The following is a 26608-nucleotide window of genomic DNA, read 5'->3' on the forward strand; positions in this document are numbered from 1 at the left end:
TCACTCCGGCAGCACTCGCATCCCGTCCGGCACCTCGATGCCGAACTCCTCGTCCAGCAACCGCCGCGCCTGCTCCTCCTGCGTCACCTCCCGCTCGACGACCGCCCCGTCCACCGGCGTCCTCGTGAGCAGCCGGCCGCTGAGCAGGAGGTGACGTTCGGCGGTGACGCTCTGGACGTAGACACGCTGGGTGAAAGGCGAGCGCGGATTGGTGCCGATGTGCCAGTTGATGACCTCGAAGTCGGGCTTCTCGAACGGCTCCAGCGTGAACGCGTACTGATCCGCCCAGTCGCCCTTCGCCCGGTCGTGGGCCTGGAGCACCCACAGCTCCAGCGGCCCGTGGTGCGGGGCGTGGACGAGCCGGTGCCGGCGTTCCGCGTCCCGGAACTCGACACCGGCCGTCAGCGGCACCGGCTCCAGCAGCGCGCCGATCGCACCGAAGCCGACGTCCGCGAGATACGGCTGCGGGTCGCCGGGCTCCTCGACGAGCAGCGCCATGTGGGTGCGCGGGCGGCTCTCGACACGGTCCGCTCCCACGACCACGCGCGCGGCCAGCCGGGTCACGCCGAAGCCCAGCGCCTCCAGCGCGCACGCGAGCAGCGTGTTGTGCTCGTAGCAGTAGCCGCCGCGCCGGCTGTGGACCAGCTTGGCCATCAGGTCGGCCGGGTCGAGGGAGGGCGCCGTGTGCCGCAGGGCGTCCAGGTTCTCGAAGGGGATGCCCCTCATGTGCGCGAGGTGCACGCCCCGAAGCGTCGCCATGTCGGCCCGCCGCTCGCCCTCCCAACCGATCCGCCGGAGGTACGCGTCGAGGTCGAATCCCGCCGCCCGAACCGTCTGCGCTGTGTCGGCCATGCCCTAAGCCTGACGCAAACCCTCCCCGAGCCGCCTGAGCCCCTCTCCGATCTCCGCGGGCGTCTGCGTCACGAAGCACAGCCGCAGGGTCGACCGGTCGGGCTCGCCCGCGTAGAAGGGCGCGCCGGGGACGTACGCCACGTCCTGCCGCACCACCTTCGGCAGCAGAGCCGTCGTGTCGTACGACTCCGGCAGCCGGGCCCACAGGAACATACCGCCCTCGGGACGGGCCCAGGCCGACCCCTCCGGGAGGGCCCCGGGCAGGCCGGCGAGCATGGCGTCGCGGCGTACGCGGTAGACGTCCCTGACGCGGGCGACGTGTGCGTCGAGGCCGGTCAGGTAGCGGGCGGCGGCGAGCTGGTTGAGGGTCGGCGTGTGCAGGTCGGCCGCCTGCTTGGCGACCACGCAGGCCCGGCGCAGGGCTGCCGGGGCGCGCAGCCAGCCCAGCCGCAGGCCCGGCGCCATCACCTTGGAGAAGGAACCGAGCAGCACCGTACGGTCCTGGGCCCCGGGGTAGGACGCGATCCACGGCACGCGCTCGCCCTCGTAGCGGAGTTCGCCGTACGGGTCGTCCTCGACGATCCACACCCCGCTCCGTGCGGCGGCCTCGGCGACGGCCGCTCTGCGCTCGGCGGGCAGGGTCCTGCCGGTCGGGTTCTGGAAGGTGGGCACGGTGTAGAAGAGCTTCGGCCGCTCCCGCGCCACCAGCTCCTCCAGCGCCTGCGCGTCCACCCCGTCCGCGTCCCCCGGCACCGCCACGACCCGCGCTCCGGCGAGGCCGAAGGCCTGAAGTGCCGCCAGATAACAGGGGTCTTCGACGAGGACCGTGTCCCCGGGATCCAGCAGCGCGGTGGCCAGGAGTGACAGACCCTGCTGGGAGCCGGTGGTGATGAGAAGGTCGTCGGCGTCCGTCGCCAGGCCCCCGGCCGATATGCGCGCGGCGAGCCCGGTGCGCAGGCTCGGCTCGCCCTCCGTCGTGGAGTACTGCAACGCCCGCTCCGGCGTCTCGGCGAGCACATCACGGAAGGCGGCCGCGATGCCCTCCCGGTCGAACAGCTCCGGCGCCGGCAGCCCGCCCGCGAAGTTGATGACCTCGGGCCGCGCGGTGACGGCGAGAATGTCCCGCACGGGCGACCCGCCGACCGCCCCGGCCCGCGCCGCGAGCGGCGGCACGGCGGCCGCGGTGTGGCGGTGTGCGGGAGGCGCGGGCTCGGTGACGGTCATGACACGGCTCCTTCGGCTCGACGACGAGCGTGACGGCTCGTGCCGGGCAGCCTAGAGAACTACGTGTCACCTACAGGCAGCCTTTCGGTATCCGGACTCCGCCGCCGCACGGCGGGCTCTTTCAGCACTCCGGACGTCCCACACCAGGCCGTTGGGACATGACGTCCCCGCAGCTCAACCCGCATACCGCCGCTCAGGCGTCCCGAAATCGCGGGGAACCCTGGCCGCGGCGAGGGATGATCACGCAGGCTGGGGGCCGACCCCAACCCCCACCCAAGGAGAGGGCCCAGCGCATGTCCGCGTCCGCACCCCCCGCACGTCGCCCGTACGCCCGGCTCCTCGCCGCCACGCTGGTGACGATCGCCGCGCTCACGCTGACCGCGTGCGAGGACGGCGAGGGACTGCGCGACGAGGGCCCGGCCGCCCTCCATGACCCGGGGACGGCGAAAGGCCACCCGGACGACATCCGGGCGGCCTTCAGGCCTTGAGGCCCACATCACCGGCTCATGGCATCACGCGTGCGCCGGGATCTCCTTGGGGCTCGGGCCGTACTTGTTCGCGCCCGGCTGGGTGTCCGAGCACAGGAAGACCAGCATGACGATGAAGCCGACGAGCGGGACGATCCCGATGAGGATCCACCAGCCCGAGCGATCGGTGTCGTGCAGTCGGCGCACGGTGACGGCCAGGCTGGGCAGCAGGAGCGCGACCACCAAGACGCCCACGAGGGCCGGGAAGTCGATCGCGTAGCCGACGGCCATGAACACGATCTCGAAGATCAGGTAGAACAGCGTGAACATCCAGTATTCCTTGCGGCGCGCACGGCCGCTGAACACCGCGTACTTCTTGAGCACCTCGATGAACCAGTTCACTGCATCCCCCCCAGGGATCGACATATGACTGGCCGTCCGAAACGGATCAGGCCAGGCGCAGAAGCTACGAACACTGACGGGAACCCGTCAATTCGGTTTGTCTGCGCAGCTCATGGCGCCGAAACCTGATCACCCGCCCGATCCCGCCCGTCTGGGACCGTCGAATTCAGGACAGATCCATCGAAGATCACCGAGTATCCCCGCGCGCGTCCCGCGGGGATGCGGCGCCGCAACCGGAACTGCCCCGATCCGAGTTCCAGTCGTGGCCGAAATGAATGCGTTCCGATGCCGGACCGATCCGGAACCGTTGCCGTGCCGTCGGCCGTTTCGTCGGCGAAGTCTTCGTCAGCGAAGTCCCCGTGCCGCCTCGACGGCCCAGTAGGTCAGAATGTTGCGGGCTCCGGCCCTCTTGATGCCGGTCAGCGCCTCCAGGATGGCCCGCTCCCGGTCGATCCAGCCCTTCTCGGCGGCGGCCTCGATCATCGAGTACTCGCCGGAGATCTGATAGGCGGCGACCGGCACGTCCACCGCGTCGGCGACCCGCGCCAGGATGTCGAGGTAGGGCCCGGCCGGCTTGACCATCACCATGTCGGCGCCCTCCTCCAGGTCGAGGGCGAGCTCCCGCAGCGACTCCCGCGCGTTCGCCGGGTCCTGCTGATACGTCTTCCGGTCACCCTGCAACGACGAGCCGACGGCCTCCCGGAACGGCCCGTAGAAGGCGGAGGCGTACTTGGCGGTGTAGGCGAGGACGGCGACGTCCTCCCGCCCGATCTGGTCGAGCGCGTCCCGGACGACGCCGATCTGCCCGTCCATCATCCCGCTGGGCCCGACCACATGGGCCCCGGCGTCGGCCTGTACCTGCGCCATCTCGGCGTACCGCTCCAGGGTCGCGTCGTTGTCGACACGCCCTTCCGCGTCCAGCACCCCGCAGTGCCCGTGATCGGTGGTCTCGTCGAGACACAGATCGGACATGACGAGCAGCTCGTCCCCCACTTCGGCCCGCACATCCCGGATGGCGACCTGCAGAATCCCGTCCGGATCGGTCCCAGGAGTCCCGAGGGCGTCCTTCTTCGCCTCCTCGGGCACCCCGAAGAGCATGATCCCGGAGATGCCGGCCTCCACCGCCTCGGCGGCGGCCTTCTTCAGGCTGTCCCGCGTGTGCTGGACGACCCCCGGCATGGCCGCGATCGGCACCGGCTCGCTGACGCCCTCGCGCACGAAGGCCGGGAGGATGAAGTCGGCGGGGTGCAGCCTGGTCTCGGCGACCATCCGCCGCATGGCCGGGGTGGTCCGCAGACGCCGCGGCCGCGTACCGGGGAAGGATCCGTACGTCGTCATGCCACCTACGCTACGCCCGCGTCGGAGCCGCCTTTGCCGACGCGGCGTCGGACGGAACGCGGCCCCGGCGGCCCGCATGCGGCCCCCCACCCACCGGGTCCATCCTGAAGTAGAGACCTCCCAGGCCCCGCAGGCCCGCAGGCACCCGGACACAAGGACCCCGACGGCCCCGCCCCACCCGCCTCGCCGCCGCCGTCCCTCCGTATGTACGCACTCCACGGAGGACGCGATGACCGCCACCCACCACAACACCCCCGACCTCTTCGCCCTGTCCGAGATCCACGGCCCGGTCCTGCGCCCCGGCGACGACGGCTACGCCGACGAGGTCACCGGCTTCAATCTGGCCGCGTTGCACACGCCCGACGTGGTCGTGGGTGCGACGGACGCCGACGACATCGTGACGGCGCTGCGCTGGGCGTCGGCCACCGGCACACCGGTCGCCGTGCAGGCGACGGGCCACGGCGCGAACTTCCCGATCGACCACGGCCTGCTGATCAGCACGGCCCGCATGACGGACGTACGCATCGACCCGGACCGGCGCCTCGCCACCATCGCGGCCGGCGCGAAGTGGCGCCACGTCCTGGAGGCCACCGCACCGCACGGCCTCGCCGCGCTCTCCGGCACGTCCACGGACGCCGGCGCGGTCGGCTACACCCTGGGCGGCGGCCTGCCGGTCCTCGGCCGGGCCTACGGCTACGCGACCGACCTGGTCCGCTCGTTCCAGGTGGCCACACCCGACGGCACCCTGTACGAGTCCGACCCCGACCACGAGCCGGAACTGTTCTGGGCGCTGCGCGGCGGCAAGGGCAATGTGGGCGTGGTGACGTCGATGGTCTGCGAGTTGCTGCCCCTGTCCACGATCCTCGGCGGCGGCATCTACGCCTCCGGCGAGCACACAGAGGCACTGCTGCACGCCTGGGCGGACTGGACCAGGACGGTCCCGGACGAGATGTGCAGCACCTTCTCCCTCCTCCGGCTCCCGCCCATCCCGGAGATCCCCGAACCCCTGCGCGGCGGCTTCTGGGCCCGCGTCGCGATCGCCTGGCCCGGGGACCCGGCCGAGGGCGAGCGCCTTCTGGCCCCGATCCGCGCGGCGGCGCCGGTGGCGGTCGACATGGTGGAGGAGATGCCGTACGCGGCCCTCGACCGCATCCACATGGAACCGCAGGACCCGCTGCCGGCCCGCGAGGCATGCGCCCTGCTACGCGACCTGACACCCGACGCGATCGGCACGTTCCTGTCCGAGGCGGGCCCGGACGTCCCCGACTTCCCCCTGCTCGTGGTGGAGATCCGCCACATGGGCGGCGCCCTCGCCCGCCCCGCCCGCCTGGAGGACGCGATCTGCTCCCGGGACGCGAACTACCTGCTGGAATCGGTGGGCGTCCTGGCAGCCCCACCGGCAGCGGAGGCCATAGAGATGGCCACAAGGTCCCTGTACACGGCGATGGCCCCCTACGGCACGGGCCACACAATGATCAACATCCACGGCACCCCCGGCGACTCCGAGGACCGGGCCCGGGCCTGGACGCCCGAGACCTGCACCCGCCTGACCCAGGACAAATCCACCTACGACCCGTCGAACCTGCTCCGCTTCGGCCACACGGTGCCGCTATAGCCGCTACAGCCCGTCCGGCGTTAGAGGACGAGGCCGTTCAGGCCGATGAGAGTCCAGGGGGCGGAGCCCCCTGGACCCGCACACCTACGTCGTGGACCGCCGCCGCCGGGCCCCCGGCCGCCGCTCACTCGGCCGAGTAACGGGGTCCCCCGCCTCAACCGCCGCGGCCCGCCGCCGCAACCCGAACTCGGCCAACGCCTCAGCCAGCTTGTGCACGGACGGCTCCGGAGCCATCACATCCACCCGAAGCCCATGCTCCTCGGCAGTCTTCGCGGTAGCCGGCCCGATACAGGCGATCACAGTCACGTTGTGCGGCTTGCCGGCAATCCCCACCAGATTCCGCACAGTCGAGGACGACGTGAAGAGAACGGCATCAAAGCCACCGCCCTTGATCGCCTCCCGCGTCTCGGCCGGCGGCGGCGAAGCCCGCACGGTCCGGTAGGCCGTGACGTCGTCGACCTCCCAGCCCAGCTCGATGAGCCCGGCGACCAGCGTCTCCGTAGCGATATCGGCCCGAGGCAGGAACACCCGGTCGATCGGATCGAAAACGGGGTCGTACGGCGGCCAGTCCTCCAGCAGCCCCGCAGCCGACTGCTCGCCACTGGGCACGAGATCCGGCTTCACACCGAACGCGATCAGCGCCTTCGCGGTCTGCTCCCCCACCGCGGCGACCTTGATCCCGGCGAACGCCCGGGCATCGAGCCCGTACTCCTCGAACTTCTCCCGCACGGCCTTGACCGCGTTCACCGAGGTGAAGGCGATCCACTCGTACCGCCCGGTCACGAGCCCCTTGACCGCCCGCTCCATCTGCTGAGGCGTCCGCGGCGGCTCGACGGCGATCGTCGGCACCTCGTGCGGCACGGCCCCGTACGACCGCAGCTGGTCGGAGAGCGAAGCCGCCTGCTCCTTCGTACGCGGCACGAGCACCCGCCACCCGAAGAGCGGCTTGGACTCGAACCACGACAGCTGGTCGCGCTGGGCGGCGGCGGAACGCTCACCGACCACGGCTATCACCGGCCGCCCGCCTTCGGGCGAGGGCAGCACCTTGGCCTGCTTCAGCGTCTGGGCGATGGTCCCGAGGGTCGCGCTCCAGGTCCGCTGCCTCGTGGTCGTACCGGCGACGGTCACCGTCATCGGCGTATCGGGCTTGCGCCCCGCCGACACCAGCTCACCGGCGGCCGCGCCCACGGAATCCAGCGTCGTCGACACGACGACCGTCCCGTCCGACGCCCCGACCTCGGTCCAGCACCGGTCCGAAGCCGTCCGGGCGTCCACGAACCGCACGTCCGCGCCCTGCGCGTCCCGCAGCGGCACGCCGGCATACGCGGCCACGCCCACGGCAGCGGCGACACCCGGCACGACCTCGAACGGCACGCCGGCCGCGGCGCACGCCAGCATCTCCTCGGCGGCGTACGTGTCGAGCCCGGGATCCCCGGACACCGCACGCACGACCCGCCTGCCGCCCCGTGCGGCCTCCATGACAAGATGTGCGGCATCCCGCACTGCGGGTAGCCCAGCGGTTGTTGACGCGCCGTCAACAACTGCTAGCTGAGGCGTGCCTGTGCCCACGGCGGCGTCCGAATCGGGACCCGTGTCCGTGTGCACTTCGGCGACGCCCTGCCTGGCGTGCTGACGTACGACGTCGAGCACCTCGTGCTCGGCGACCAGTACGTCCGCGTTCGCCAGCGCTTCGACGGCGCGCAGAGTCAGCAGCCCCGGATCCCCGGGTCCGGCACCGAGGAAGGTGACGTGCCCGTGTTCAAGGCCGGCGGGAAGAGTGGTGGGGCTCACTGTGCTCGCTCCCCCATCAGACCGGCCGCGCCCTGGGCAAGCATCTCGGAAGCGAGTTCGCGACCGAGCGCCAGCGCTTGGTCGTGCGTCTCGGGCACGGGACCGGTGGTGGACAGCTGCACCATGCGAGTGCCGTCGGTCGTGCCGACGACGCCCCGCAGGCGCATTTCCTTGACAATCTGCCCGTCGGCCAGAAGGTCGGCCAGCGCACCCACAGGTGCACTGCAACCGGCCTCCAGGGCGGCGAGCAGTGAGCGCTCGGCGGTCACGGCGACCCGCGTGAACGGGTCGTCGAGTTCCCCGAGCGCGGCGATCAGGTCCGCGTTGTCCGCGGTGCACTCGATCGCCAGTGCCCCCTGGCCGGGGGCGGGCAAAACAGTGTCGACCGACAGGAAGTCGGTCACTTCGTCGATGCGGCCGATGCGCTGCAGACCCGCCGCAGCGAGCACCACCGCATCCAGCTCGCCGTCGCGCACGTATCCGATGCGCGTATCCACGTTCCCGCGGATCGCGACCGTCTCGATGTCCAGCCCGTGGCTGCGCGCATACGCGTTGAGCTGCGCCATACGGCGCGGCGAACCCGTACCGATGCGCGCCCCGCGCGGCAGGTCGGTGAACTTCAGGGAGTCCTGCGCGACGATCACATCACGCGGGTCCTCCCTCTCGGGAACGGCCGCGAGGGTCAGTTCCTCGGGCTGCGTGGTCGGCAGGTCCTTGAGGGAGTGCACCGCGAAGTCGACCTCGCCCTTGAGGAGCGCGTCGCGCAGGGCGGTGACGAAGACGCCGGTGCCGCCGATCTGCGCGAGCGCCTCGCGCGAGACATCGCCGTACGTGGTGATCTCGACCAGCTCGACGGGCCGTCCGGTCACCTGGCTCACGGCGTCCGCGACCTGCCCGGACTGGGCCATGGCGAGCCTGCTGCGCCTGGTGCCGAGCCGTAGTGCCTGCTGAGTCATCGTGGGCCTCGGTCTTTCTCGGTGCTGTCCTCGGCGCGCGAGACGGAGGCCACCGTCTCCTGGTCGAGGTCGAACAGGGTCCTCAGGGCGTCCGCGTACCCCGCGCCGCCCGGCTCTGCCGCGAGCTGCTTGACCCGCACGGTCGGCGCGTGCAGCAGCTTGTCGACCACACGCTTGACGGTCTGCGTGATCTCGCCGCGGTGCTTGTCGTCGAGCCCGGGCAGCCGCCCCTCCAGACGGGCGATCTCATTCGCCACGACGTCGGCGGCCATCGCGCGCAGCGCGACGACGGTGGGCGTGATGTGCGCGGCCCGTTGAGCCGCCCCGAAGGCCGCGACCTCGTCGGAGACGATACGGCGGACCTGGTCGACATCGGCCGCCATCGGGGCGTCGGCGGAGGCGTCCGCCAGCGACTCGATGTCGACCAGCCGCACCCCGGCCAGCCGGTGCACGGCGGCGTCGATGTCGCGCGGCATGGCGAGGTCCAGCAGGGCGAGCACCGGCGCGGGGCGGGAGGCCTCGACCGGCTCGGGCTTGCGGCGCTCGGGGATCCGGCCGACGGTGGCCACGGTCGCGGCGAGCGCGGTGATCAGCTCGGCGTCGGCCTCGGGGCTGCGCCGGACGGCCTCACGGCGGTCGACGGCTCCGCCCGCGGCCCAGGCCGCGTGCTGCTCCAGGGTGGCCGCGTCCATACCGGCGACGGCGGCCTCCCCCATGACAGAGAAACCTCCCTGCACGGAGCCGAGGTCCAGCGGGCAGTCCTCGTCGGTGCCGACGCTGGTGGGCGGCAGCGGGGTCTGTCGTGCGTCGGCGGCGTCGGCGGCGCTCCTGGCGGCCGGCGCCTTGGCAGCCGTACGGCCGCTGTCGCCGGCTTCCTCGAAGGCGACCGGCTGACCGGTACGGCCCTCCACGCCCGCGGCGATCTCCTCGGCCGTGAGGACGAGTCCGGTCGCGCCGGTGCAGGACACGACGACATCGGCACGTGTCAGCTCGACCGGCACCGACTCCATCGGTACCGCGCGGGCCGGCACGTCCGTACCGCCGGTCTCACCGAGACCCTGTCCGTACTGCTCTCCGAGCAGGGCAGCGAGGCGCTCGGCGCGGTCGTACGTGCGGTTGGCGACGACGATCTCGGCGACACCGGCACGCGCGAGCGTGGCGGCGGCCAGCGAGGACATCGAGCCGGCCCCGATGACCAGGGCCTTCCTGCCGCGGGCCCACGCCGTGACGTCCGCCCCGGCGGCGAGCTGCTCCAGGCCGAAGGTGACCAGGGACTGCCCGGCGCGGTCGATGCCGGTCTCGGAGTGGGCGCGCTTGCCGACGCGCAGGGCCTGCTGGAACAGGTCGTTCAGCAGCCGTCCGGCGCTGTGCAGTTCCTGCGCCTTGGCGAGGGAGTCCTTGATCTGTCCGAGGATCTGCCCCTCCCCGACGACCATGGAGTCGAGCCCGCAGGCCACCGAGAACAGATGGTGGACGGCCCGGTCCTCGTAGTGGACGTAGAGGTACGGCGTGAGCTCGTCGAGCCCCACCCCGCTGTGCTGGGCGAGCAGCGTGGACAGCTCGGCGACACCGGCGTGGAACTTGTCCACGTCGGCGTACAGCTCGATGCGGTTGCAGGTGGCCAGCAGGGCGGCCTCGGTCGCCGGCTCGGCGGCGACGGTGTCCTGCAGCAGCTTGATCTGGGCGTCCGCGCTCAGCGCGGCGCGCTCCAGGACGCTGACCGGGGCGCTGCGGTGGCTCAGCCCTACGACGAGGAGACTCATGCCGGCATCACGGCGGGTACGTCCCCGTCGGGCCCCTGGTCGGTGGATCGGTCGGACTCGCGGGTGACGGCGGCCGGTCCGGCACCGTCGGCGTGGGCGTGGGCCTCCTCGCCTGCCTTGCGCTGCTCGTGGAAGGCGAGGATCTGCAGCTCGATGGAGAGGTCGACCTTGCGCACGTCGACGCCGTCCGGGACGGTCAGCACGGTCGGCGCGAAGTTCAGGATGGAGGTGACCCCGGCGGCCACGAGCCGGTCGCAGACCGGCTGGGCGGCACCGGCGGGGGTGGCGATGACACCGATCGACACGCCGTTGTCCTGGATGATCTTCTCCAGGTCGTCGGAGTGCTGCACGGGAATCCCGGCGACGGGCTTGCCGGCCATGGCCGGGTCGGCGTCGATGAGCGCGGCGACCCGGAAGCCACGGGAGGCGAAGCCGCCGTAGTTGGCGAGCGCGGCGCCGAGGTTACCGATACCGACGATCACAACCGGCCAGTCCTGGGTGAGCCCCAGTTCGCGGGAGATCTGGTAGACGAGATACTCGACGTCGTAGCCGACACCGCGCGTTCCGTACGACCCGAGGTACGAGAAGTCCTTGCGCAGCTTGGCGGAGTTGACCCCCGCCGCGGCCGCGAGCTCCTCGGAGGAGACCGTGGGTACCGAGCGCTCCGACAGTGCGGTCAGGGCGCGGAGGTACAGCGGAAGCCTGGCGACGGTGGCCTCGGGAATCCCTCGGCTGCGGGTCGCCGGTCGGTGAGTTCGGCCAGTTGCCACGGTGCTCCTGCGGGTAGAGCGTGGGGGCAGGCGGTCACACGTACCTAGACCGCCCCGTCGAATGCAGGCTATGTCTTTGTGAACGCGTGCACAAAGATGGTGTCCGATTTGCCCGCCCAACGTGACCGGGCTCACGCACGCCCGGCGCACTGGTGTGGAACCGGCGCATACGCACCACCGTTCCTCAACTCTTGGGGGCAAAACCGCACACTCTCCTCAACGATGCCCGCCCCCGAGACCAAGTCGCCGTCGATCCTAAGCCCGTTTCGGAGTAGTTGGACTACCCGGTCAGTGCTTTGCGGAGGCGATTCTCGTTCACACGCCAGAACGTGTGCTGGGCTCCGTCGACGAGGACGACGGGGATCTGTTCCCAGTACTGGTCGTGGAGTTGGGGGTCCTGGTTGATGTCCTTCAGCTCCCACGGAACCCCCAGTTCGTCACACACCTTCTCGACGACGATCTGTGCGTCATCACACAGATGACAATCGGGCTTGCCGATCAGGGTGACGAGCCGGTCCGGGGAGGACTTGGCTGCGGCGCGACGAAAGAGGGGACTCATGTCAGCCATTCTCGCGCGCCGGCGCGCGTGTGCGGAGCTGACGCCGAACGGGTGCTGACGGGACGCATCACCACGCTGTTTAACTACGCGGTCGCGGAGAGTTCACAACCTCCAAACCTCTCGACTCCGGAAGCACCGAACAAACTGGCTATGCTCACGGTCATGGCCGCTCTTGGATGGCTCACTCCCCGTAGGCGCTCCGCCACGGCGCGGAGCGTGTTGGCTGGCGAGGCTTCGGCGGAGGCAGCGCGCAAGTCGTCGCAGGAAGCGACAGCGACAGAGGTCTCCGACGTCGAGCCGGAGTTCCCGGTACTCGGCGACGAGCAGGCTGCCGCCTTCTTCGACCTGGACAACACCGTCATGCAGGGTGCTGCCCTCTTCCACTTCGGCCGCGGCCTGTACAAGCGGAAGTTCTTCGAGACGCGCGACCTCGCCCGGTTCGCCTGGCAGCAGGCGTGGTTCCGGCTGGCGGGGGTCGAGGATCCGGAGCACATGCAGGACGCCCGCGACTCGGCACTGTCGATCGTGAAGGGCCACCGGGTCGCCGAGCTGACGTCGATCGGCGAGGAGATCTACGACGAGTACATGGCCGAGCGCATCTGGCCGGGTACGCGCGCCCTCGCCCAGGCGCACCTGGACGCCGGCCAGAAGGTGTGGCTGGTCACGGCCGCCCCGGTCGAGATCGCTCAGGTGATCTCCCGCCGCCTCGGCCTGACGGGTGCCCTCGGCACGGTGGCGGAGTCGGTGGACGGCGTCTACACCGGCAAACTGGTCGGCGAACCGCTGCACGGCCCGGCGAAGGCGGAGGCCGTCCGCGCCCTGGCCGCCGCGGAGGGCCTGGACCTCTCCCGCTGCGCGGCCTACAGCGACTCCCACAACGACATCCCGATGCTCTCCCTCGTCGGCCACCCCTACGCCATCAACCCCGACACCAAGCTCCGCAAACACGCCCGCAAACTGGACTGGCGCCTACGCGACTACCGCACCGGCCGAAAGGCCGCGAAGGTCGGCATCCCGGCGGCGGCAGGAGTGGGCGCGGTGGCCGGCGGCACGGCAGCGGCGATCGCATTGCACAGGCGGCGGCGCTAGCGGGGACTTCGACCGCGGGCCGATGCCTGCGGCAGCCTGTGCCGCCAGGTGGGGTTCGCGCAGCGCCAATGGTTTCGTCGTGGGTCGGGGACGTGCCGGGGGCGCCCCCTTGCCGCCATGGGCGACTACGGCGCCGACCCAGCCAATTCTCAGCCCGTCCGGCATCCGAGGGCGAGGGCTGCGCCATCCCAATTCAGGAGGCGCCGAGTTGACCACGCCCGGGCAGCGAGCCAATCCGCACCCCCTACCCCCACAACCCCCTGTCCAGTCCCCTTGGCTGCACACGGCCACAACACGCGCCGGAGTAAGCCGGAACACGGACGACTTCGATCAACAACCTGTCACTCTCCGGCACTTGATAGGACGTCAATCGGTTACAGAAGAGACGCAATCGATGATTTGAGCAACTGGGCGTAGCAGTGCCTGCACGAAGCGTTATTCTCCTCAGACGCAATCCGGTACCCCTCCGTCGCTACGACGGGTGAACGGTCCCGCACTGCACGTGATGGAAGCTCTGCCTCTGGGAGTCCCGTGTACCCACACGTCGGGGTTGACGCCTCGGGCCTGGCTACGCTGCGCGCAACGGTCCACAACCTGTTGCGCGGCTTCGTCCCCACCGCGTACGCCGTCCCCGCCCTCGCCGTAACCACCGTGCCCGTAGGCCCGTGCTACGCGCTCGCCGACGGCAGCGCCGCCGTCGGCAGACGCGGACGCTCGGCCGGCGCGGCAACCGCCCGCCGGCCGGCCGCGGACAGCGACAGCGCTCGAATGATGGATCTCGTGGAACGCGCGCAGGCCGGCGAGGCCGACGCGTTCGGCCGGCTCTACGACCAGTACAGCGACACCGTCTATCGCTACATCTATTACCGGGTGGGAGGTAAGGCCACCGCCGAGGACCTCACCAGCGAGACCTTTCTGCGCGCACTCCGCCGGATCGGCACCTTCACCTGGCAGGGCCGGGACTTCGGCGCCTGGCTCGTCACCATCGCCCGCAACCTCGTCGCCGACCACTTCAAGTCCAGCCGCTTCCGGCTCGAGGTGACCACCGGCGAGATGCTCGACGCCAACGAGGTCGAGCGCTCCCCGGAGGACTCCGTCCTGGAGTCCCTTTCCAACGCCGCCCTCCTCGAGGCCGTACGACGCCTCAACCCGCAACAGCAGGAGTGCGTCACCCTCCGATTCCTCCAGGGCCTCTCGGTCGCCGAGACCGCCCGCGTCATGGGCAAGAACGAGGGCGCCATCAAGACCCTCCAGTACCGCGCCGTACGCACCCTCGCCCGGCTACTCCCGGAAGACGCCCGCTGAGCGGCCCCCTACCGAACCAACACACTCCGCAACCTTCAACTCACCCTCGGTGAAAGTCCGTTGACTTCGCGGCTCGTTCATCCTCCGTCCGTAACCCAAGTGCCAAGCCGCTCGTTGTGCGGGATGCAGGCTCCCTGTGGTCACTCTCTGGCCGACTTTGATCACTCGATCGTGTGGATTCGGTCAGGGCGTGCAACCCTCAGGACCCCCTGGGGAGTCGACCGTCATGACGAGAGGAGGTGCCGCCAGTGATCGCGAACGTATCGGCGCACCGGCGGGCGAGCGCCTTCGCCCAGGCCCTGGAGGAGCTGACCGACCGGGTCTCGGCGGCCGAACAGGCCGAGCAGCCCGATGGATCGGCACCGGCACCGGCAGCTGCGGAACAGACCGAGCAGGGGCGCTTGTTGGCCCTCACCACGAGTCTGGACGAGCTGCCCAAGCCTGTGCTCGACCCGGAGGTCAAGGTCGTCCAGCGGGCCCAGCTCGTGGCCGCGATGGAGGCCATGCTGCAGGAGGGCACCGCGGAGGGCGGGGCGAGTCCCGCCCTGCCCGAGCAGCGTTCGCATCGGGCACGGGGCGCGCACCGGGCGTCCCCGCTGGGCAAGCTCCGGCCACGTTCCCGGCTGGCCAAGGGCCTGACCGCGGGCGGGCTGAGCGTGGGAGTCGCCGCGGGGGCCTTCGGCGGAGTCGCGGCCGCGAGTTCCGAGGCCCTGCCCGGTGACTCTCTCTACGGCCTCAAGCGCGGCATGGAGGACTTCAAGCTCAATGTCCTGGCCGATGGCGACGACGAGCGCGGGCGAACGTATCTCGACCAGGCCTCCACGCGGCTGAGCGAGGCACGTCGGCTGATGGAGCGTGGCCGTGGCGGACACCTCGACCACGAGTCGGTCGGCGAGGTCCGTCGCGCCCTGTCCGGCATGCGCCACGACGCCTCGGAAGGGCACCGCCTGCTCCGTGAGGCGTACGAGCGCGACCCTGGCTCCCTGGGGCCCATCCAGGCCCTGTCCGCCTTCTCCCGCTCGCACCGAGCGGCGTGGGGCGTCCTGCGCGAGCGGCTTCCCCTCCAGCTCGGGGACGTCAGTGACCAGGTGTCGTCGGTCTTCGACGCCATAGACGAAGAGGTCGCCCCGCTGCAGTCCCTCCTCCCGCCGGCTCCAACACAGGGCGGCGACGGAAAGCGGCAGGGCGGCTCCGGATCGGCATCCACCGGTACGTCCGGCTCCGACCGGTCGGCCCGCCCCAGCGCGGGCGGCGGCGGTTCCTCCGACGGCAACCGGTCCAGCAGCCCCAGCAAGTCGGCCGAGGGCTCCACCGGCGAGGGCGAAGGCCTGCTCGGCGGAAACACCGGCGGCCTGCTCGACCCGCCGAAGGACACCGGCAGCGCCGGCGCCTCACCGTCCACGTCCACCCCGAGCACCGAGCCCGCCGTCACACTCCCGCCCCTGCTCCCGGGCCTCCTGCCCGGCCTGGGCATCGACAGCGAGGACGCGAACTAGCAGCCGTGGAGCCACGTCGTACGTCGATGGGGGCGCCCCTTTTCACAAGGGGCGCCCCCATCGACGTATCAGTACACCGACGTATCCGACGTAACTGACGTAACTGACGTATCAGAAGAACACCGACCGCCGCTGCACCAGCAACTTGTACAGCGTGTGCTGGATCTGCTCCCTGACCTGGTCCGTCAGGTTGAACATCAGCATCGGGTCCTCGGCCGCCTCCGGCGGGTAGCCGTCCGTGAGGATCGGCTCCCCGAACTGGATCGTCCACTTGGTCGGCAACGGGACCGCCCCCAGCGGGCCCAACCACGGGAACGTCGGCGTCAACGGGAAGTACGGGAAGCCCAGCAGACGGGCGAGCGTCTTCGCGTTGCCGATCATCGGGTAGATCTCCTCGGCCCCGACGATCGAGCACGGGATGATCGGGGTTCCCTGCCGCAGGGCCGTGGAGACGAAGCCGCCGCGGCCGAAGCGCTGCAGCTTGTAGCGCTCGCTGAAGGGCTTGCCGATGCCCTTGAAGCCCTCCGGCATCACACCGACCAACTCGCCCTGGCCCAGCAGGCGCTCGGCGTCCTCGGCGCAGGCGAGGGTGTGGCCGAGCTTGCGGGCGAGTTCGTTGACCACCGGCAGCATGAACACCAGGTCGGCCGCGAGCAGGCGCAGGTGCCGGCCCGCGGGGTGGTGGTCGTGCACGGCGACCTGCATCATCAGGCCGTCCAGCGGCAGCGTGCCGGAGTGGTTGGCGACGATCAGCGCGCCGCCCTCGGACGGGATGTTCTCGACGCCCTTCACCTCGACCCGGAAGTAGTTCTCGTACACCGGGCGCAGCAGGGACATCAGGACCTGGTCGGTGAGCTCCTCGTCGTACCCGAAGTCGTCGACCTCGTAGTCCCCGGTGAGGCGGCGGCGCAGGAAGGCCAGGCCGCTCGCGATCCGCCGCTCAAGGCCGCCGTCGTCCTGGGCCTTGCGGGGCGGCTGTTCCTCACGTGTCACAGGAACATCATCCTGCGCGAGAGGCCTTCCCGGGAGGGGCTGGACCTCGCGTACCAGCGCGGATTCACCGCTCTTGCGCCGGTTCCCCGCACTCCGGCGCCGCGGCGGCCGCTGCACGGCGCTCCCGCGGGACCGGTCGTCGTCGAACGGAATGACCTTGGCGTCCGCCATTGTTGATGCGCTCCTCAGTTGGCGCTCTGCGTCGGGAGGTTTCCGCCGCCCAGGACGGGCAGTGCGGCGATCCGGTCGACGGCCCCCGCAAGGGCCTCCGGCGGCAGCAGGCCCGGCGCGCGGCTGCGCGCGAAGTCCGCGAAGGTCTCCGCCGTCGTGTACTTCGGCTTGAATCCGAGCGTCTCTCGCATCTGGTCCGTCGCCACCACCCGGCCGTGCGTGAGCAGCCGGATCTGCTCCGGCGAGAAGTCCGACATACCCAGCGTACGCACCAGGGAGCCCGCCCATGTCACCGCGGGAAGCAGCAGCGGCACGGTGGGGCGGCCCAGGCGCCGGGAGCACTGCGAGAGCAGCAGGACACCGTCGCCGGCGATGTTGAAGGTGCCGCTGTTGAGCGTGCCCCGCGCCGGCTCGTGCGAGGCGATGCGCAGCACCTCGATCACGTCGTCCTCGTGGACGAACTGCAGCCGCGGGTCGTAACCGAACACCGTCGGCAGTACCGGCAGCGAGAAGTACGAGGCGAGCGGCGTGTCCGCGGTCGGGCCGAGGATGTTGGCGAACCGCAGCACGCAGACGGCCACGTCCGGGCGGCGCCGCGCGAACCCGCGGACATAGCCCTCCACCTCGACGGCGTCCTTTGCGAAGCCGCCGCTGGGCAGCGACTTGGGCGGCGTCGTCTCGGTGAAGACTGCCGGGTCACGGGGCGCGGACCCGTAGACGTTCGTGCTGGACTTGACCACCAGCCGCTTGATGTTGGGGGACTTCTGGCAGGCGCCGAGCAGCTGCATCGTCCCGATGACGTTGGTCTCCTTGACCATGGTCCGGCTGCCGCTGCCGAGCGCGGTTCCGGTCACGTCCATGTGTACGACGGTGTCCGCGCCGCTCTCGGCCAGCACCCGCGCGATGGTGGGCTGCCTGATGTCGGCCTGGATGAAGTCGGCGCCGCCCAGATGATGCTCGGGCGGTACCGCATCCACGGCAACAACCCGGTCCACCTGGGGGTCACGCTGGATCCGTCGTACGAACCTGCCCCCCAGTTGACGGGCCACTCCGGTCACGAGCACGACCTTGCCCAAGATCAGCGCCTTCCTTCCAGCACTCGTACCCTGCCGAGTTCCCCGAGTTCCCCGTGTGCGGCCAACTTAGCGGGTCGATGTTGCGCTGTGATGACCGCCCAATGCATGAAGTGACGGGAATTCCTTGCGTACGACCAGACGGGCCAGGCGGGCGTACAGGCATACGCACGAAGTTCGGCTCATCGCACAAATCCCGCTCCACGATCTGGCCCATGGACCCCAAAAGCGTGTGGCCCCCCACCGGATCCGGTGGGGGGCCACAAACACGCCGCTTTCGCAGCGCGCCGCTTACTTCTTGTTGCGACGCTGAACGCGCGTGCGCTTGAGCAGCTTGCGGTGCTTCTTCTTAGCCATCCGCTTGCGCCGCTTCTTGATAACAGAGCCCACGACTACCCTCGCTCACTTCTCATCACTCGGCGTTGGGCGCCATGGGCCCATACGACCTACGAGGGGCTAGCCTACCCGCCCGAGCGCTGAGGTCGTAATCGAGGGGACGAGGGGGAATCCTGCAAAGCCCTGAGGAGTCCCCCTCACCCGTCGCCGTCAGGCGGTTTCCACCCCCACGTAACTCTCGCGGAGGTACTCGTGAACCGCTTGCTCGGGGACGCGGAAGGACCGCCCCACCCGGATCGCGGGCAGATGACCACTGTGCACCAGCCGGTACACGGTCATCTTCGACACTCGCATCACCGAGGCGACTTCCGCCACGGTAAGGAACTGAACCTCGTTCAGAGGCCTCTCGCCTGCTGCAGCCATGACACACCTGAACCTTCCGCACTCGACGGCCACCGGCTTCCCCTTCCGGTGACTCTTCGTCGTTGCGTGCTCACTCCCCAGGGTAGGGGCGGGTGATGCGAGTGGGGAAGAGGTGCAGCCATCGGCGACCTACTGTGACAGACACGCTCGATTGAGTACGTAGCGGGTAAGCGGCCGGTAGTAACCAGACCGCACAGCGTCATCAAGTGGAACGACGACGGACACGACCCCCTCCGCCTCCCCCACGAAGAGCGCCGGGTCATCGGTATCGGCCAGCCCAATCGCCTCAAACCCCAGCTGACCTGCCCCGCAGACCCACCCGTGATCCCCGATCACCAGCTCGGGCAACGGCCCGCCGGCCTCCGCCGCGGCAGCCAGCGCGGTACGAACCGGGAGCGGTGAGTGCGTGTGTGCGCCGGGCTCACAACCGGGGCGAGAGGGGTCGGGTTCGCGCACCAACGCGACTCCTCGTACGTAGGCAAGGTTGTACGTGCGTAGGCCGAACCGGGTCGTTATGTCGACACAACGACCATGCGCCGGGGTGAGGACGGCACATCCCGCCGCCGACAACGCGTCCGCCAAGGCGGCGTAGAACCCGAGCAGTCGATGCGGGTGCCCGGTACCGAGCAACACGGGCGCGCTGCGCTGGGCGGCAGCCGCGATCCGATCAGCGAACGCATCCAGAGCAGTCAAAGTCCGCTCCGGATCGATCACATCCAGTCCAGATACGCATGCCGGATCGGCCGAAACTCCACATCTGTCCGCCATCAACGCAATCAAATCCCGCTGCCGCCAACTCCCCGCAGGATCAAGCCCAATGACCACACGCGGATCACGAGCCGCGAACAGCCGATAACTCCTCAGACTCACCTCCCGAGAAGTAGCCACGACCCCGGCAAGCCGAGCATCCAGAAGATGGGCACGAAGCGCTCCGCGACTCACCACGAGAGCGATGCTGTCGGACGGAACGGGAGAGAGGCGGAGGAACGGGGAAAGGCCGCACAGTTGGGCTAACAGGGACGGCGCTTCTCGACGCGTCCGGGCATTTCAGCCCGTCTGGGGGTACCCCCTCTGGGGGAGTTTGAGGACGAGGCCGTTCAGGCCGACCCCGGTCCCTGGGGGCGGCAGCCCCCAGGGACCGGGGTCGAAGGGGCGGAGCCCCTTCAAGGACGGGACGGGTAGGGGCGGCGGGGCGAAAACTCGCCCCCCACACACCTACGGCAACAACCCCCGCAACGGAAACGCGGCCCGCCGAGTAGCCAACACCGCCTGATCCAACCGATCCGCAGGGTCGTACCCCGCCTCCCACTCCCCCCAGGAAATAGGCCACCGCCCATCAGTCATCCGCGCCGGCCCCAACTGCCGAGTCCGCGCGAAGACTTCCTGCCGCCACCCCTCCGGAATCATCGCCTCAGGCTCAATCGCCCGCCCCGCGGCGATCCCCACCAGATGAGTCCACGACCGCGGTACGACCTCCACCACGGCATATCCGCCCCCACCCAGCGCAACCCACTTCCCATCCGCGTACTCGTGCGCCAGCTCATGACAGGCCACCTGCACAGCCCGCTGCGCATCCAGCGACACCGCAAGGTGCGCCAGCGGATCCTCGAAGTGCGTGTCGGCCCCATGCTGGGTCACCAGCACCTGGGGCCGAAAGTCACGGATCAGCTCCGGCACGACAGCATGGAACGCCCGCAGCCACCCCGCATCCCCGGTCCCGGCCGGCAACGCCACATTCACGGCAGACCCCTCAGCCGCCCCCGCACCCGTCTCCTCCGGCCACCCGGTCTGCGGAAACAACGTACGAGGATGCTCGTGCAGCGAAATCGTCAGCACCCGCGGATCTTCCCAGAACGCCGCCTGCACCCCATCCCCGTGATGCACGTCGACGTCGATGTACGCGACCCGCTCGGCCCCCAACTCCAGCAGCCGGGCAATGGCCAGCGAGGCGTCGTTGTAGATGCAGAAACCCGACGCACCCCCCGGCATCGCGTGGTGCAGCCCACCCGCGAAGTTCACTGCATGCAGGGCCTCGCCCCGCCACACGGCCTCCGCCGCCCCCACGGACTGCCCGGCGATGAGCGCCGACACCTCATGCATCCCCGCGAACGCGGGATCATCCATCGTCCCGAGCCCGTACGACTGATCCGCCGCCGCCGGATCCGCGGAGGCCGCCTTCACAGCCTCGATGTAGTCCTGCCTGTGCACCAGCCGCAGGGTCGACTCCCCGGCCGGTTGCGCCGAGACGACGTCCACGTCCTTGTCCAGCCCGAAGGCATCGACGAGTCTCCTGGTCAGCGCGAGCCGGACCGGGTCCATCGGATGGTCCCGGCCGAAGTCATAGCCCGTTACTGCCTCGTCCCACATCAGCTGTGCTCGGCCGCTCATGCCCGCCACCGTATCGGTCCGGTTGAGCGGCGAACGAACGGGCGTACACGAGCGTCACCAGCACCAACACCATCGGCACAAGCATCGCCCCGCGATAGCTCCACGCATCCCCCAGCGCTCCCACCAAAGGCGAACCGATCAAAAACCCCACGTAATTGAACACATTGAGCCGCGCAATGGCCGTATCGGAAGCCCCCGGGAACAGCCGCCCTGCCGCCGCGAACGTCTGCGGCACCAGCACACACAACCCCAGCCCGAGCAGCGTGAACCCCAGCATCCCCACCCACGCCCCCGGCGCCCCGGCCACCACCGCGAACCCGACGGCCGCCACCACGGCCCCCATCCGCACGACCGCGACAGCCCCGAACCGCCGCACCCCGAAGTCCCCGATGGCCCGCCCCAGCAGCGTGGTGACCATATAGACGTTGTACGGCACGGTCGCCATCTGCTCCGAGCTCCCCAGCACGTCCTGGAGGTACTTCGCGCTCCAGTTGGAGACGGTCGAGTCGCCGATATACGCGAAGGTCATCACCAAACACAACGGCAGCAGCATCCTGAACACGACGGGCCCACCCTCACCCGCTTGCTCCGCCACGACGACGCCCCTGCCACCCCCACCGTCGACGTACCACCGACTCCCCACCAACGCGGCCGGCAACAGCACCACGACAACCGGCAGATACGACACGACCAGCGCCAGATCCCAGTGCGCCCCCACCCAGGCCAACGAGGCCCCGACGATCCCGCCCAGGCTGTACACGGCATGGAAGCTGAGCATGATGCTGCGCCCGTACGACCGCTGCAGGCTCACCCCGAGCATGTTCATCGAGGCGTCGAGCGCACCCACCGCCAGTCCGAACGCGGCCAGGGCGAGCCCCAGCTCGACCATCCGCTCCCCCGCCCCGACCCCGAACAGCGCCAGGAGCACGACGGGCTGGGACCACCGCAACACCCGGCTCGGCGGTATTCGTTTCACCAGCCGCTCGGTCGCCACACTCCCGACGCCGGCCAGGATCGGTACGGCGGCCAGAAAGGCGGGCAGCAGCGCGTCGGAGACCCCGTACCGGTCCTGGATGGCCGGAATCCGGGTCACGAGCAGGGCAAAAGCGACTCCCTGAGCGAAGAAGCCGAACGCCAACGAGGCCCTACCGCGCCGCAGCACATCAGTCATGGCGGCGAGCGTAGGGCCCCGGGGTACTGGTGGGTAGATCCAGCCAAAGATGAATTTCCCTCAAGTTCGCGGATCGTCACGCCGATCACATGACACCAGCAGGTCGACCAACTCCCCCATGTCGGCGAAGAGTCGACTGGCCCGGCCCAGCTTCGCGGCGGGCGTCATCGCGGTGAACCCGTACACGTCCATCCCCGCCGCCACGGCAGCCTCCACCCCCAGCGGACTGTCCTCGACAACGACGCACCGCTCCGGCGCGACCCCCATCCGCTCAGCCGCGTACAGAAACAGATCCGGCGCCGGCTTCCCCCGCCCCACGTCCTGCGAGCTGAAGATCCGCCGCTCATCGAAGAACCGCTCAAGCCCCGCCGCCCGATGCCCCACCCGAATCCGCTCATGACTCCCGGACGACGCCACGCAGTACGCCACACCGTCCCCACGAAGCTTCTCGAGCACGTCGGCCGCACCGGCCACCGCCTTCAACTCCCGCTCGAACGCGTCGAACACACGCGAATGGAAGACGTCGTCAAAGTCCCCGGGAAGCTGCTGCCCTGTCCGCTCCAGCACCAACTCATGAATCCGATGCATCGCCGAGCCCATGTAGTCCCGAATGGACTCCTCGTACGAGGTCGGGTGCCCCAGCTCGGTGAGGTACGCGGCAAGGAGCCGGTTGGAAATGGGTTCGCTGTCGACGAGCACACCGTCGTTGTCGAAGATGACGAGGTCATAGCGCATGCGTTTGACCTTAAACGCAGAAAGGCCCACACCATAAGGTGTGGGCCTTTCTCACAATTTGTTCGGCGGCGTCCTACTCTCCCACAGGGTCCCCCCTGCAGTACCATCGGCGCTGTAAGGCTTAGCTTCCGGGTTCGGAATGTAACCGGGCGTTTCCCTCACGCTATAACCACCGAAACACTATGAAACTGTCAGCCGCACCGCATGTGGCCATACGGGGCTGTTCGTGGTTTCAGAACCAACACAGTGGACGCGAGCATCTATGGACAAGCCCTCGGCCTATTAGTACCGGTCACCTCCACACGTTACCGTGCTTCCAGATCCGGCCTATCAACCCAGTCGTCTACTGGGAGCCTTACCCCATCAAGTGGGTGGGAATACTCATCTCGAAGCAGGCTTCCCGCTTAGATGCTTTCAGCGGTTATCCCTCCCGAACGTAGCCAACCAGCCATGCCCTTGGCAGAACAACTGGCACACCAGAGGTTCGTCCGTCCCGGTCCTCTCGTACTAGGGACAGCCCTTCTCAATATTCCTACGCGCGCAGCGGATAGGGACCGAACTGTCTCACGACGTTCTAAACCCAGCTCGCGTACCGCTTTAATGGGCGAACAGCCCAACCCTTGGGACCGACTCCAGCCCCAGGATGCGACGAGCCGACATCGAGGTGCCAAACCATCCCGTCGATATGGACTCTTGGGGAAGATCAGCCTGTTATCCCCGGGGTACCTTTTATCCGTTGAGCGACGGCGCTTCCACAAGCCACCGCCGGATCACTAGTCCCGACTTTCGTCCCTGCTCGACCCGTCGGTCTCACAGTCAAGCTCCCTTGTGCACTTACACTCAACACCTGATTGCCAACCAGGCTGAGGGAACCTTTGGGCGCCTCCGTTACTCTTTAGGAGGCAACCGCCCCAGTTAAACTACCCATCAGACACTGTCCCTGATCCGGATCACGGACCCAGGTTAGACATCCAGCACGACCAGAGTGGTATTTCAACGACGACTCCCCCTGAACTGGCGTCCAGAGTTCACAGTCTCCCACCTATCCTACACAAGCCGAACCGAACACCAATATCAAACTGTAGTAAAGGTCCCGGGGTCTTTCCGTCCTGCTGCGCGAAACGAGCATCTTTACTCGTAGTGCAATTTCACCGGGCCTATGGTTGAGACAGTCGAGAAGTCGTTACGCCATTCGTGCAGGTCGGAACTTACCCGACAAGGAATTTCGCTACCTTAGGATGGTTATAGTTACCACCGCCGTTTACTGGCGCTTAAGTTCTCAGCTTCGCCACAACGAATTGTGACTAACCGGTCCCCTTAACGTTCCAGCACCGGGCAGGCGTCAGTCCGTATACATCGCCTTACGGCTTCGCACGGACCTGTGTTTTTAGTAAACAGTCGCTTCTCGCTGGTCTCTGCGGCCACCCCCAGCTCACCGAGTAAATCGGATCACCGAGTGTGGCCCCCCTTCTCCCGAAGTTACGGGGGCATTTTGCCGAGTTCCTTAACCATAGTTCACCCGAACGCCTCGGTATTCTCTACCTGACCACCTGAGTCGGTTTAGGGTACGGGCCGCCATGAAACTCGCTAGAGGCTTTTCTCGACAGCATAGGATCATCCACTTCACCACAATCGGCTCGGCATCAGGTCTCAGACTATTGCCAGGCGGATTTACCTACCTGACGTCCTACACCCTTACCCCGGGACAACCACCGCCCGGGCTGGACTACCTTCCTGCGTCACCCCATCACTCACCTACTACAGGTCTGGTCCGTCGGCTCCACCACTCCCCTTTGCCCGAAGGCTCCAGGGCGGCTTCACGGACTTAGCATCGCCTGGTTCAATGTTTGACGCTTCACAGCGGGTACCGGAATATCAACCGGTTATCCATCGACTACGCCTGTCGGCCTCGCCTTAGGTCCCGACTTACCCTGGGCAGATCAGCTTGACCCAGGAACCCTTAGTCAATCGGCGCACACGTTTCTCACGTGTGAATCGCTACTCATGCCTGCATTCTCACTCGTGAACCGTCCACCACTGCCTTCCGGCGCGGCTTCACCCGGCACACGACGCTCCCCTACCCATCACAGCCGCCGTTGGGCGTATTGCTGCAATGACACGACTTCGGCGGTACGCTTGAGCCCCGCTACATTGTCGGCGCGGAATCACTAGACCAGTGAGCTATTACGCACTCTTTCAAGGGTGGCTGCTTCTAAGCCAACCTCCTGGTTGTCTCTGCGACTCCACATCCTTTCCCACTTAGCGTACGCTTAGGGGCCTTAGTCGATGCTCTGGGCTGTTTCCCTCTCGACCATGGAGCTTATCCCCCACAGTCTCACTGCCGCGCTCTCACTTACCGGCATTCGGAGTTTGGCTAAGGTCAGTAACCCGGTAGGGCCCATCGCCTATCCAGTGCTCTACCTCCGGCAAGAAACACACGACGCTGCACCTAAATGCATTTCGGGGAGAACCAGCTATCACGGAGTTTGATTGGCCTTTCACCCCTAACCACAGGTCATCCCCCAGGTTTTCAACCCTGGTGGGTTCGGTCCTCCACGAAGTCTTACCTCCGCTTCAACCTGCCCATGGCTAGATCACTCCGCTTCGGGTCTTGAGCGCGCTACTAAATCGCCCTATTCGGACTCGCTTTCGCTACGGCTTCCCCACACGGGTTAACCTCGCAACACACCGCAAACTCGCAGGCTCATTCTTCAAAAGGCACGCAGTCACGAGAATGTGCAAGCACATTCCGACGCTCCCACGGCTTGTAGGCACACGGTTTCAGGTACTATTTCACTCCCCTCCCGGGGTACTTTTCACCATTCCCTCACGGTACTATCCGCTATCGGTCACCAGGGAATATTTAGGCTTAGCGGGTGGTCCCGCCAGATTCACACGGGATTTCTCGGGCCCCGTGCTACTTGGGTGTCTCTCAAACGAGCCGCTGATGTTTCGACTACGGGGGTCTTACCCTCTACGCCGGACCTTTCGCATGTCCTTCGCCTACATCAACGGTTTCTGACTCGTCCTGTTGCCGGCAGACAACAGAAGAGAGATCCCACAACCCCGTATACGCAACCCCTGCCGGGTCTCACACGTATACGGTTTAGCCTCATCCAGTTTCGCTCGCCACTACTCCCGGAATCACGGTTGTTTTCTCTTCCTGCGGGTACTGAGATGTTTCACTTCCCCGCGTTCCCTCCACTTGCCCTATGTGTTCAGGCAAGGGTGACAGCCCATGACGACTGCCGGGTTTCCCCATTCGGAAACCCCCGGATCAAAGCCTGGTTGACGACTCCCCGGGGACTATCGTGGCCTCCCACGTCCTTCATCGGTTCCTGGTGCCAAGGCATCCACCGTGCGCCCTTAAAAACTTGGCCACAGATGCTCGCGTCCACTGTGCAGTTCTCAAACAACGACCAGTACACCGTCACACACCACCACTGTGGTGCTACACCGGCGCCGGCAACCGAAGCACAACCTTGCGGCCGTTACTTCAGACACCCAACAGCGTGCCCGACCAGATCCCGTCCGAAGATCATGCTTTCCACGCTCTTGCGAGCAGTACTTGCAGCCTCCGACCCGGAAACCCGGCCGAATAATCAACGTTCCACCCATGAGCAACCACCGCAGAACGTTTGCCTGCGTAGTGGCCTCTGACCTCGTCCCGAAGGACTCGGTGAGAAGTGCT

22 protein-coding genes and 2 rRNA genes are annotated in these 26608 nt (G+C 68.1%); 5 read left to right on the top strand and 19 right to left on the bottom strand.

The window, feature by feature from the left end; genetic code table 11:
* On the bottom strand, window positions 1-852 hold the full coding sequence (locus OHT51_RS18710; protein WP_328880082.1) for an arylamine N-acetyltransferase family protein: 852 nt from the start codon (window positions 850-852) through the stop codon (window positions 1-3).
* Between the two features lie 3 nt (window positions 853-855).
* A complete protein-coding gene (locus tag OHT51_RS18715) occupies window positions 856-2076 on the bottom strand; it encodes an aminotransferase-like domain-containing protein (protein WP_328880083.1) in 1221 nt (406 codons plus the stop codon).
* A 293-nt stretch (window positions 2077-2369) separates the two neighbouring features.
* Here OHT51_RS18715 and OHT51_RS18720 point away from each other — a divergent pair, with 293 nt between their 5' ends.
* The gene (locus OHT51_RS18720) at window positions 2370-2564 is read left to right on the top strand and encodes a hypothetical protein (protein WP_328880084.1); all 195 of its coding nucleotides are present in this window, start codon (window positions 2370-2372) and stop codon (window positions 2562-2564) included.
* A gap of 24 nt (window positions 2565-2588) precedes the next feature.
* Here the strand turns inward: OHT51_RS18720 and OHT51_RS18725 are convergent, their stop codons facing one another.
* Together OHT51_RS18725 and hemB are read right to left on the bottom strand one after the other, a co-directional pair.
* On the bottom strand, window positions 2589-2945 hold the full coding sequence (locus tag OHT51_RS18725; RefSeq protein ID WP_328880085.1) for a DUF805 domain-containing protein: 357 nt from the start codon (window positions 2943-2945) through the stop codon (window positions 2589-2591).
* Window positions 2946-3290: 345 nt separating this feature from the next.
* A complete protein-coding gene (hemB, locus tag OHT51_RS18730; RefSeq protein WP_328880086.1) occupies window positions 3291-4283 on the bottom strand; it encodes a porphobilinogen synthase in 993 nt (330 codons plus the stop codon).
* Between the two features lie 229 nt (window positions 4284-4512).
* On the opposite strand from hemB, the gene OHT51_RS18735 reads away from it, so the two are divergent.
* On the top strand, window positions 4513-5898 hold the full coding sequence (locus OHT51_RS18735) for an FAD-binding oxidoreductase (protein WP_328880087.1): 1386 nt from the start codon (window positions 4513-4515) through the stop codon (window positions 5896-5898).
* An 84-nt stretch (window positions 5899-5982) separates the two neighbouring features.
* On the opposite strand, the gene OHT51_RS18740 is transcribed toward OHT51_RS18735, so the two are convergent.
* The 5 genes from OHT51_RS18740 to OHT51_RS18760 all read right to left on the bottom strand — a co-directional run bounded on the left by OHT51_RS18740 (window position 5983) and on the right by OHT51_RS18760 (window position 11746).
* Window positions 5983-7689, bottom strand: coding sequence for a uroporphyrinogen-III synthase (locus tag OHT51_RS18740; RefSeq protein WP_328880088.1), 1707 nt, complete (start codon window positions 7687-7689; stop codon window positions 5983-5985).
* Complete coding sequence (gene hemC / locus OHT51_RS18745; RefSeq protein ID WP_328880089.1) at window positions 7686-8645, bottom strand: hydroxymethylbilane synthase; 960 nt, start codon at window positions 8643-8645, stop codon at window positions 7686-7688. The genes OHT51_RS18740 and hemC overlap by 4 nt, the downstream gene beginning before the upstream one ends.
* On the bottom strand, window positions 8642-10408 hold the full coding sequence (locus OHT51_RS18750; RefSeq protein WP_328880090.1) for a glutamyl-tRNA reductase: 1767 nt from the start codon (window positions 10406-10408) through the stop codon (window positions 8642-8644). Before OHT51_RS18750 ends, hemC begins: the two co-directional genes overlap by 4 nt.
* Window positions 10405-11178 (bottom strand): redox-sensing transcriptional repressor Rex, encoded by a 774-nt coding sequence (locus OHT51_RS18755; protein WP_328880091.1) that lies wholly within the window; start codon window positions 11176-11178, stop codon window positions 10405-10407. Before OHT51_RS18755 ends, OHT51_RS18750 begins: the two co-directional genes overlap by 4 nt.
* A gap of 280 nt (window positions 11179-11458) precedes the next feature.
* Complete coding sequence (locus OHT51_RS18760) at window positions 11459-11746, bottom strand: glutaredoxin family protein (RefSeq protein WP_328880092.1); 288 nt, start codon at window positions 11744-11746, stop codon at window positions 11459-11461.
* Window positions 11747-11899: 153 nt separating this feature from the next.
* On the opposite strand from OHT51_RS18760, the gene OHT51_RS18765 reads away from it, so the two are divergent.
* From OHT51_RS18765 to OHT51_RS18775, 3 genes are all read left to right on the top strand, one after another.
* Window positions 11900-12826 (top strand): HAD family hydrolase, encoded by a 927-nt coding sequence (locus OHT51_RS18765; RefSeq protein ID WP_328880093.1) that lies wholly within the window; start codon window positions 11900-11902, stop codon window positions 12824-12826.
* A gap of 531 nt (window positions 12827-13357) precedes the next feature.
* Complete coding sequence (locus tag OHT51_RS18770) at window positions 13358-14131, top strand: ECF subfamily RNA polymerase sigma factor, BldN family (RefSeq protein WP_328880094.1); 774 nt, start codon at window positions 13358-13360, stop codon at window positions 14129-14131.
* 248 nt (window positions 14132-14379) lie between these two features.
* The gene (locus OHT51_RS18775; RefSeq protein ID WP_328880095.1) at window positions 14380-15627 is read left to right on the top strand and encodes a DUF5667 domain-containing protein; all 1248 of its coding nucleotides are present in this window, start codon (window positions 14380-14382) and stop codon (window positions 15625-15627) included.
* A 111-nt stretch (window positions 15628-15738) separates the two neighbouring features.
* Here OHT51_RS18775 and OHT51_RS18780 read toward each other — a convergent pair whose 3' ends face one another.
* The 10 genes from OHT51_RS18780 to OHT51_RS18825 all read right to left on the bottom strand — a co-directional run bounded on the left by OHT51_RS18780 (window position 15739) and on the right by OHT51_RS18825 (window position 26297).
* Window positions 15739-16791: a lysophospholipid acyltransferase family protein gene (locus OHT51_RS18780; protein WP_328880096.1), complete on the bottom strand. Its 1053-nt coding sequence runs from the start codon at window positions 16789-16791 to the stop codon at window positions 15739-15741.
* Between the two features lie 14 nt (window positions 16792-16805).
* Window positions 16806-17867, bottom strand: coding sequence for an NAD-dependent epimerase/dehydratase family protein (locus OHT51_RS18785; protein ID WP_328880097.1), 1062 nt, complete (start codon window positions 17865-17867; stop codon window positions 16806-16808).
* A gap of 288 nt (window positions 17868-18155) precedes the next feature.
* Entirely contained in the window at window positions 18156-18254 is a 99-nt protein-coding gene (locus OHT51_RS18790) for a 30S ribosomal protein bS22 (RefSeq protein WP_003948845.1), read from the bottom strand.
* Between the two features lie 156 nt (window positions 18255-18410).
* Window positions 18411-18623 (bottom strand): helix-turn-helix domain-containing protein, encoded by a 213-nt coding sequence (locus OHT51_RS18795; protein WP_004984898.1) that lies wholly within the window; start codon window positions 18621-18623, stop codon window positions 18411-18413.
* 129 nt (window positions 18624-18752) lie between these two features.
* The gene (locus OHT51_RS18800; RefSeq protein WP_328880098.1) at window positions 18753-19568 is read right to left on the bottom strand and encodes a phosphatase; all 816 of its coding nucleotides are present in this window, start codon (window positions 19566-19568) and stop codon (window positions 18753-18755) included.
* A 270-nt stretch (window positions 19569-19838) separates the two neighbouring features.
* Window positions 19839-21011, bottom strand: coding sequence for an acetoin utilization protein AcuC (locus tag OHT51_RS18805; protein WP_328880099.1), 1173 nt, complete (start codon window positions 21009-21011; stop codon window positions 19839-19841).
* A complete protein-coding gene (locus OHT51_RS18810; RefSeq protein WP_328880100.1) occupies window positions 20962-22182 on the bottom strand; it encodes an MFS transporter in 1221 nt (406 codons plus the stop codon). Before OHT51_RS18810 ends, OHT51_RS18805 begins: the two co-directional genes overlap by 50 nt.
* Window positions 22183-22242: 60 nt before the next feature.
* Window positions 22243-22917: an HAD family hydrolase gene (locus OHT51_RS18815; RefSeq protein ID WP_328884366.1), complete on the bottom strand. Its 675-nt coding sequence runs from the start codon at window positions 22915-22917 to the stop codon at window positions 22243-22245.
* Between the two features lie 60 nt (window positions 22918-22977).
* Window positions 22978-23094: ribosomal RNA gene (gene rrf, locus OHT51_RS18820) — 5S ribosomal RNA — on the bottom strand.
* Window positions 23095-23179: 85 nt separating this feature from the next.
* A 23S ribosomal RNA gene (locus OHT51_RS18825) occupies window positions 23180-26297 on the bottom strand.
* Window positions 26298-26608 lie beyond the last annotated feature (311 nt).

Origin of the sequence: Streptomyces sp. NBC_00299 (assembly GCF_036173045.1) — a bacterium.
GTDB classification, from domain to species: domain Bacteria; phylum Actinomycetota; class Actinomycetes; order Streptomycetales; family Streptomycetaceae; genus Streptomyces; species Streptomyces machairae.

Excerpts from the sequence above, each read along its gene's own strand:
- OHT51_RS18810 (WP_328880100.1), bottom strand. The coding sequence starts at position 22,182 with ATGACTGATGTGCTGCGGCGCGGTAGGGCCTCGTTGGCGTTCGGCTTC.
- OHT51_RS18720 (WP_328880084.1), top strand. The coding sequence starts at position 2,370 with ATGTCCGCGTCCGCACCCCCCGCACGTCGCCCGTACGCCCGGCTCCTC.
- OHT51_RS18715 (WP_328880083.1), bottom strand. The coding sequence starts at position 2,076 with ATGACCGTCACCGAGCCCGCGCCTCCCGCACACCGCCACACCGCGGCC.
- OHT51_RS18735 (WP_328880087.1), top strand. The coding sequence starts at position 4,513 with ATGACCGCCACCCACCACAACACCCCCGACCTCTTCGCCCTGTCCGAG.
- OHT51_RS18765 (WP_328880093.1), top strand. The coding sequence starts at position 11,900 with ATGGCCGCTCTTGGATGGCTCACTCCCCGTAGGCGCTCCGCCACGGCG.
- OHT51_RS18780 (WP_328880096.1), bottom strand. The coding sequence starts at position 16,791 with ATGGCGGACGCCAAGGTCATTCCGTTCGACGACGACCGGTCCCGCGGG.
- hemC (WP_328880089.1), bottom strand. The coding sequence starts at position 8,645 with ATGACTCAGCAGGCACTACGGCTCGGCACCAGGCGCAGCAGGCTCGCC.
- OHT51_RS18750 (WP_328880090.1), bottom strand. The coding sequence starts at position 10,408 with ATGAGTCTCCTCGTCGTAGGGCTGAGCCACCGCAGCGCCCCGGTCAGC.
- OHT51_RS18815 (WP_328884366.1), bottom strand. The coding sequence starts at position 22,917 with ATGCGCTATGACCTCGTCATCTTCGACAACGACGGTGTGCTCGTCGAC.
- OHT51_RS18795 (WP_004984898.1), bottom strand. The coding sequence starts at position 18,623 with ATGGCTGCAGCAGGCGAGAGGCCTCTGAACGAGGTTCAGTTCCTTACC.
- hemB (WP_328880086.1), bottom strand. The coding sequence starts at position 4,283 with ATGACGACGTACGGATCCTTCCCCGGTACGCGGCCGCGGCGTCTGCGG.
- OHT51_RS18710 (WP_328880082.1), bottom strand. The coding sequence starts at position 852 with ATGGCCGACACAGCGCAGACGGTTCGGGCGGCGGGATTCGACCTCGAC.
- OHT51_RS18760 (WP_328880092.1), bottom strand. The coding sequence starts at position 11,746 with ATGGCTGACATGAGTCCCCTCTTTCGTCGCGCCGCAGCCAAGTCCTCC.
- OHT51_RS18805 (WP_328880099.1), bottom strand. The coding sequence starts at position 21,011 with ATGAGCGGCCGAGCACAGCTGATGTGGGACGAGGCAGTAACGGGCTAT.